Annotated in this window: 5 protein-coding genes and 1 tRNA gene; all 6 read right to left on the bottom strand. The window is 70.3% G+C overall.

Annotated features, from left to right (window positions below; translation table 11 throughout):
* Window positions 1-34: 34 nt before the first annotated feature.
* Window positions 35-106, bottom strand: a tRNA-Val gene (locus tag EEJ42_RS35305).
* Window positions 107-173: 67 nt separating this feature from the next.
* Window positions 174-641, bottom strand: a complete 468-nt coding sequence (locus tag EEJ42_RS35300; RefSeq protein WP_123106300.1) for an SRPBCC family protein — start codon at window positions 639-641, stop codon at window positions 174-176.
* Between the two features lie 15 nt (window positions 642-656).
* Window positions 657-3,416: an exo-rhamnogalacturonan lyase family protein gene (locus tag EEJ42_RS35295; protein ID WP_123106299.1), complete on the bottom strand. Its 2,760-nt coding sequence runs from the start codon at window positions 3,414-3,416 to the stop codon at window positions 657-659.
* A gap of 118 nt (window positions 3,417-3,534) precedes the next feature.
* Window positions 3,535-4,128 (bottom strand): hypothetical protein, encoded by a 594-nt coding sequence (locus EEJ42_RS35290; RefSeq protein ID WP_123106298.1) that lies wholly within the window; start codon window positions 4,126-4,128, stop codon window positions 3,535-3,537.
* A gap of 12 nt (window positions 4,129-4,140) precedes the next feature.
* Window positions 4,141-5,007, bottom strand: coding sequence for a carbohydrate ABC transporter permease (locus EEJ42_RS35285; RefSeq protein ID WP_246097582.1), 867 nt, complete (start codon window positions 5,005-5,007; stop codon window positions 4,141-4,143).
* 17 nt (window positions 5,008-5,024) lie between these two features.
* Window positions 5,025-5,978 (bottom strand): carbohydrate ABC transporter permease (locus tag EEJ42_RS35280; protein WP_148082140.1); only part of this gene is annotated, 954 nt, incomplete at its 5' end.

Raw genomic sequence — 5,978 nt, 5'->3', positions numbered from 1 at the left:
GGACCGCCTGCTGGCGGTCCGGCCCCGGTAAGGGTGGGCGATACTGGGTTCGAACCAGTGACCTCTTCGGTGTGAACGAAGCGCTCTCCCGCTGAGCTAATCGCCCGGGTGTGTTCTTCCGGGGTTCTCCCCGGTGGAACGACCTGAACAATACAGGTCGGGCGAGGTGCGGTTCAAACCGGATTCCGGCCGGGCCGCCGGTCGAGCATCCGGGCCCGCAGTCCCCGGCACCCGGCGCGCATCATCAGGGCGTGGTTGGCGCGGAACAACGGCCGCCCGAGCACCGCGAAGCGGCGGAGCAGCGGCTTGCGCGCCACCACGTCCTGCTCGAACAGGGCGCGGGTGCCCGCGCCGCGCGCCGTGACCGTCCAGCGGGCCCAGCCCTCCAGATCGCCGGAGAAGGTGACCCGCAGCGTGCCCCGGGCGGCGTCCCGGTGCGCCTCGGTGACGGTGAGGCGCAGGTCGTACGGGACGAGGGAACGGAAGCGGGCCGTTCCAGTGCGGTCGTCGATCCGCCGCACCTCACGGACCTGGGGCCACCACCGCGGGTAGCCGTCGCCGTCCGCCAGCGCCTCGAAGACGGCGGCGGGGGGTGCGTCGAGGTCCCATCGGCTGTGGAAGCGGTAGTGGCACCAGTCCATGTCCTCAGTGTGCGGCTAGCCGGGCAGCTTGTCGCCGAGCAGGGCCAGGTTCTGGATGGCGGCGAGGCCGTACTGCGCGGTGGCGTTGGTGCTCACCCAGGGCGCCTCGACGCCGGGCACCAGCACGTCCGGGCCGGTGACCTTGGTGCTCTTCCAGCTGACGGAGTCCTCGGGGTAGCCGTCGCCCTCGTGGAATTCGGTGAACTTCTGCCAGGCGCGGGCGGCCAGCGTGTCGTCCTTCAGCTGCACGGCGGCGTAGGCGTCGAGCCGCGAGTGGCCCTGGACCAGGATCAGCGAGCCGAAGTCGGTGCCGTAGCGGGCCTTCTGCTCGGCCTTGGTGGCGTTGAAGTAGCGGCAGTAGTCGAGCCAGGCCTCCTTGAACTTCGGCATCTCGATCAGGTCGATGACCTCGGCACACACCTCGACCAGGCCGAAGACGGCGGACAGGTGGGAGACGCTGACCTTGGGCTTGTCGTCGATGGCGTACTTGCCGGTGTCGAGGTCGTACAGCGCGGCGCCCTGGACGAAGCCGTTGGTCTGCGCGGCGATGGTCTCCATGGTGCTGCGCAGCCGGGCCTCGGCCTTCTCGGCCTGGGGCCCGCGCCGCTCCCATTCGGTGAGCCAGGCGCCCGCCAGTCCGCTCCAGTCGGTGCCGAAGCCGATGGACAGGGCGTGCCGGTCGGGCTTGTAGTCGGGGTCGGGGCGGACCTTGCGCTGCGGGTCCAGGACGAGGAAGGACTCGTCGGAGTCGACGAGGGCGTGCATGATGTCGCCGATCCGCTCGTCGGCGGTGAGGAAGTAGAGGTAGCGGCGGTAGAGGGCAGTGGAGATGCGCTGCTGCTTGGCGCTGTCGGCGAAGTGCTGGACGCCGTGCCGGGTGCCGAGTCCGGTCCATTTGCCCAGGTGGTAGGCGTCGACCTCGCCGGTGTGCCGGGTCATGGCCTCCGCGAAGCGGTAGATGTCGGCGCGCCCGGAGCGCAGATACGCGAGCCAGAGCCACAGGTCCGGGGAGAGTTCGGAGTTGTCCCAGGCGTAGCCGCCGACGTCGTACCGCCACTGGTGCCGGTCCTGGTCATAGGTGTGCATGATGTCGCCGTAGTCCCAGAACCCGTACCAGCGGCGCTGTTCGACCTGGCCCTTGTGGTACTCGAAGAGGAAGTCCAGCCGGTCCTCGATCTTCGCCTTGGCGACGGTGGAGCGGTCGACGGGTGAGAAGAGGCCGCCGAAGACCTTGGCGCGGACCAGGTCCGCGGGTCCGGCGACGAGTTGCGGCGGGGTGCGCAGGGCGGCGGCCTGCTGGACGAGGGTGTCGGCGCTGGGGGTGGCGGCGTTGGCCCAGAAGGTCAGCTCGCTGGTGCGGGCGATGCCGTACGGGGTACCGAACTTCGGCTCGTAGTCCTCGTACGTGATGTTGAGGCCCTCCAGCTGCTCGGCGTAGGTGTCCTGGCCCAGGCCGTCGTGGTAGAAGCGCAGGTCCATGGGCTGGGCCTCGGGGGACCACAGCCACAGGGTGACCTCGGCCTCGTCGCCCGCGGCGCCGCGGATGTCGAGCTGGGCGGGGAACTTCTCCCAGAAGTCGCGCAGTCCGAAGGAGAGCCCGCCGCTGACCCCGCCGACGTAGCCGAAGCCGGACGCCCGGCCGCCGCCGCCCGCGGGGATCCAGCCGTGGCCCGGCTTGGTGCGCTTGCGCAGGGTGAAGCCGTCGGCGGAGAGCTGGGAGAGGGTGTAGTCGCCCCAGGTGGGGATGAGGTGCAGCCGGCTGGTGACCCGCTGGTCCCAGGTGGCGGGGTCGGCCAGCTTCTCGCCCTTGACCTGGGCCTTGCGGACGCTCGCGCCGGGGTCGCGGCGCAGTCCGGTGATGCCCTTGACGGCCTCGGTGAGGAACCCCTTGCCCTCGCCCGCGATGCGGATGTGTCGGTCGTACGCCTCGTCGCGCATGGGGACCGAGAAGCGGACGCCGAGGCCGCGGATGAAGTCCTTGTTCTGGTCACCGTCGAAGGTGATCGTGTGCACCATGCGGAACGAGTCGGCGCCCGCGTAGAAGTAGAGCCGGACGCTGAAGGGGAGCCAGCCGCGGCCGCCCTTGCGGTGCTTGCCGTCGATGCGGACGACGGCGCGGACGGGGCCCTTCTGCTCGACCTTGGCGGCGCTGATCTCGCCGTCGAACCGGTCCCATTTGGCGCTGCCGTGGTCGCCGTCGTCGATGTCGCCCTGGCGGAGCAGGACGAGGCGGCCGTCGCGGGCGATCTCGGTGCTGCCGCGGGTGACGGAGCGTACGAGCTTCTCGCCGTCCTTGCCGATCACGGCCTTGATCACGCCGGTGTCGACGGTGATCCTGCCGCCCTTCTCGGTGACGGTGACCTTCTTGGCGGGGGCGGCGGGCTCACCGGTGGTGAGCCGGTAGGCGGTGCCGTTGCCCAGCCCCTCCCCCGCCGCGTGCGCGGTCCATTTGAGCGAGCCGTCGGGCCAGTAGGCGGTGGCCCAGGTCTGGAGGGGCACGTCCTTGCCGTCGCCCGTGCTGAGCGCGAACGTCCGGTCGGCGGGGTGGGCGCCCTTGGGCCAGGGGACGCCGAAGGTGCTGCCAGCGGCGGCGCCGAGGCCGCCCTCCTCCAGCCAGGTGATCTTCACGGGTTCGTCGGCGGCCTTGGCCTGGTCCGCGGCCCGGTCGGCGGCGGCCGCCTGCGGGGCGTTCTGCGCGAGCATCCAGGAGAACGGGACGGCGGCGCCGGTGACGGCGGCGGCCTTGAGGAGATTGCGCCGGGGAATCGGGGGCATGTCGCTCTCACCTTTCGTACGGGGCTACAAGTCGCACGGGGGCTACGGGGGCAGGTGCATGACATGGGCGGTTACGGGACGGCGGCGGGGTCGGCGACAGGAGCCGGGCGCCGCCGGGTCAGACGTGGGCGCGGCGCTCGACCGCGACCGCACAGGCCGCGAGGGCGCCCACCGCCGGGGCGGCCAGCGGCAGCATCTGCCAGGCGGCGACGGTGACCACCGCAAGCCCGCCCGCCAGCAGCAGCGATCCGCCCGGGTCGGCGGCCAGGCCGCGGCGTACGGCGGTACGGGCCACCGCGGCCCAGTCGGTGCCCGGCCGCCACGCGGCCGCCGTCCGCAGCCCCAGGACGATCACCGCGAGCGTGCCCGCCACGCTCACGGCGACCAGGGCGGGCCCGCCCGGCAGGACTCCGGTGCGGGCCACGCGCAGATCGAAGGCGAGCAGCGCGAGCGCCGCCCACCACAGCAGGGAGAAGCGCCAGCCGCCGCGGGTCGCCTCCCGCACTCCGGAAATGAAGTCCCGCAGTGTGGAGCGCTCGCCGTCCAGATGGCGACGCAGATGCGCGCATCCGGCGGCGAACGACGGGAGCAGGGTGAGCAGCGGCAGCGCGGCGAGCACCACCCAGACCCCGGTCAGCAGGCACTCGGCGAACAGCGAGAAGCGCACCAGTCGCCGCGAGGGCCGCTCGGACCTGCGTATCGCTCGCTCCATGGCGGGGCCCCCTCAGCCCTTCAGCCCGGAGGTCGAGGCGCCCTCGACCAGATAGCGCTGGAAGGCGAGGAAGAACAGCAGCACCGGCAGCAGGGCCACCAGCGACATGGCGACCATGCCTCCGTAGTCGGCGACGCTGTCCTGGTCGATGAAGAGCTTCAGCCCCATCGAGACCGTGTACTTGTCGGGCTCGTTGAGATACAGCAGCGGGCCGATGAAGTCGTTCCAGGACCAGATGAAGGTGAAGATCGCGCTGGTGATCAGGGCCGGACGGCACAGCGGCAGCACGATGCTCCAGTAGATGCGCAGATGACCGCAGCCGTCGAGCCGCGCCGCCTCGTCCAGCTCGCGGGGCAGGCCCCGCATGAACTGCACCATCAGGAAGACGAAGAACGCGTCCGCCGCCAGGTACTTGCCGAGCAGCAGCGGGACATAGGTGTTGATCAGTTCCATCTTCTGGAACAGGATGTACTGCGGAATGATCAAGATCTGGAAGGGCAGCAGCAGGGTGGAGATCATGAGCGTGAACAGCGCGTTCCGCCCCGCGAACCGGATCCTGGCGAACGCGTACGCCGCCAGCGAGCAGGAGAACAGAACCCCGATCACCGAACCGACCGCCAGGAACAGCGAGTTGGTGAAGAAGGTCGTGACGGGCACGTCCGCGATGCCGTCGCCGAGCCTCCGGTAGTTCTCGGTGATCGGATCGGTGGGCAGCAGCTGAAGACTGCCGATGATCTTGTTGCCGGGCTTGAACGAACCGCCGATCACCCACACCACGGGGTAGAGGATCACGGCCAGCACGGCGAGCGCGCCCAGGTGCCAGGCCGCCGAGCGGATCCGCGCCCGCCCCGAGCGGGTCAGGGACGTCGAGGACGTCAGGGAGGTCGAGGGAGTGGTCACCGGGCGTCCTCCTCGTAGTGCACCCAGCCGCGCTGGGTCTTGAACAGCACCGCGGTCACCAGGCCGATGCCGAGCATCAGCATCCAGGCCATCGCGGCGGCGTAGCCCATGCGCAGGTTCCGGAAGCCCTGTTCGTACAGGTACCAGCCGTAGACCAGCAGCGAGTCCCCCGGGCCGCCGGTGTTGGTGCCGGAGCCCGCGAGCACGACCGCGGAGGTGAAGACCTGGAAGGAGTGGATGAGTTCCAGCAGCAGGTTGAAGAAGAGCACCGGGGAGATCATCGGCAGGGTGATGGAGCGGAAGCGCCGCCACGCTCCCGCCCCATCCATCTCGGCCGCCTCGTACAGCTCGCGCGGCACCTGCTTCAGCCCGGCGAGGAAGATCACCATCGGGGCGCCGAACTGCCAGACGGTCAGCGTGATCAGCGTGGGCAGGGCCCAGTCCGGATCCCCGATCCAGCCGCCGATGTCCCAGCCGAACAGACTCATCGACTTGTCGACGATCGCGTCGTCGTTGAAGATCGCCCGCCAGACGATGCCGATGCTCACGCTCGCGCCGATGAGCGAGGGCGCGTAGAACGCCGAGCGGTAGAAGCCCTGTCCCTTGCGCGGCTTGACCAGCAGCAGCGCCACACCCAGCGCGGCCAGCAGCTTCAGCGGGGTGCCGATCAGGACGTACTTCAGCGTCACCTCGACCGATGTCCACCACCGGTCGTCCTGGAACATCTCCTGGAAGTTCTTGAACCCGACCCAGCGGGGCGAGTCGAAGAGGGTGTAGTCGGTGAACGCCAGATAGAGCGAGACCAGCATCGGGCCGAGCGTGAGCAGCAGGATCCCGATGCACCAGGGCGTCAGGAAGAGATAGCCCGCCAGGGTCTCCCGGCGGCCGGACCGCCGCCCGGCCGCCGCACCCGGAGCGTCCGGCGCGGCCCCCTTGCGGGCCTCGGGCCG

This window comes from Streptomyces botrytidirepellens (assembly GCF_003721215.1).
Classification (GTDB): domain Bacteria; phylum Actinomycetota; class Actinomycetes; order Streptomycetales; family Streptomycetaceae; genus Streptomyces; species Streptomyces himastatinicus.
Note: the sequence above shows the minus strand (reverse complement) of the source record. Positions and strands in the feature narration are given on the sequence as shown.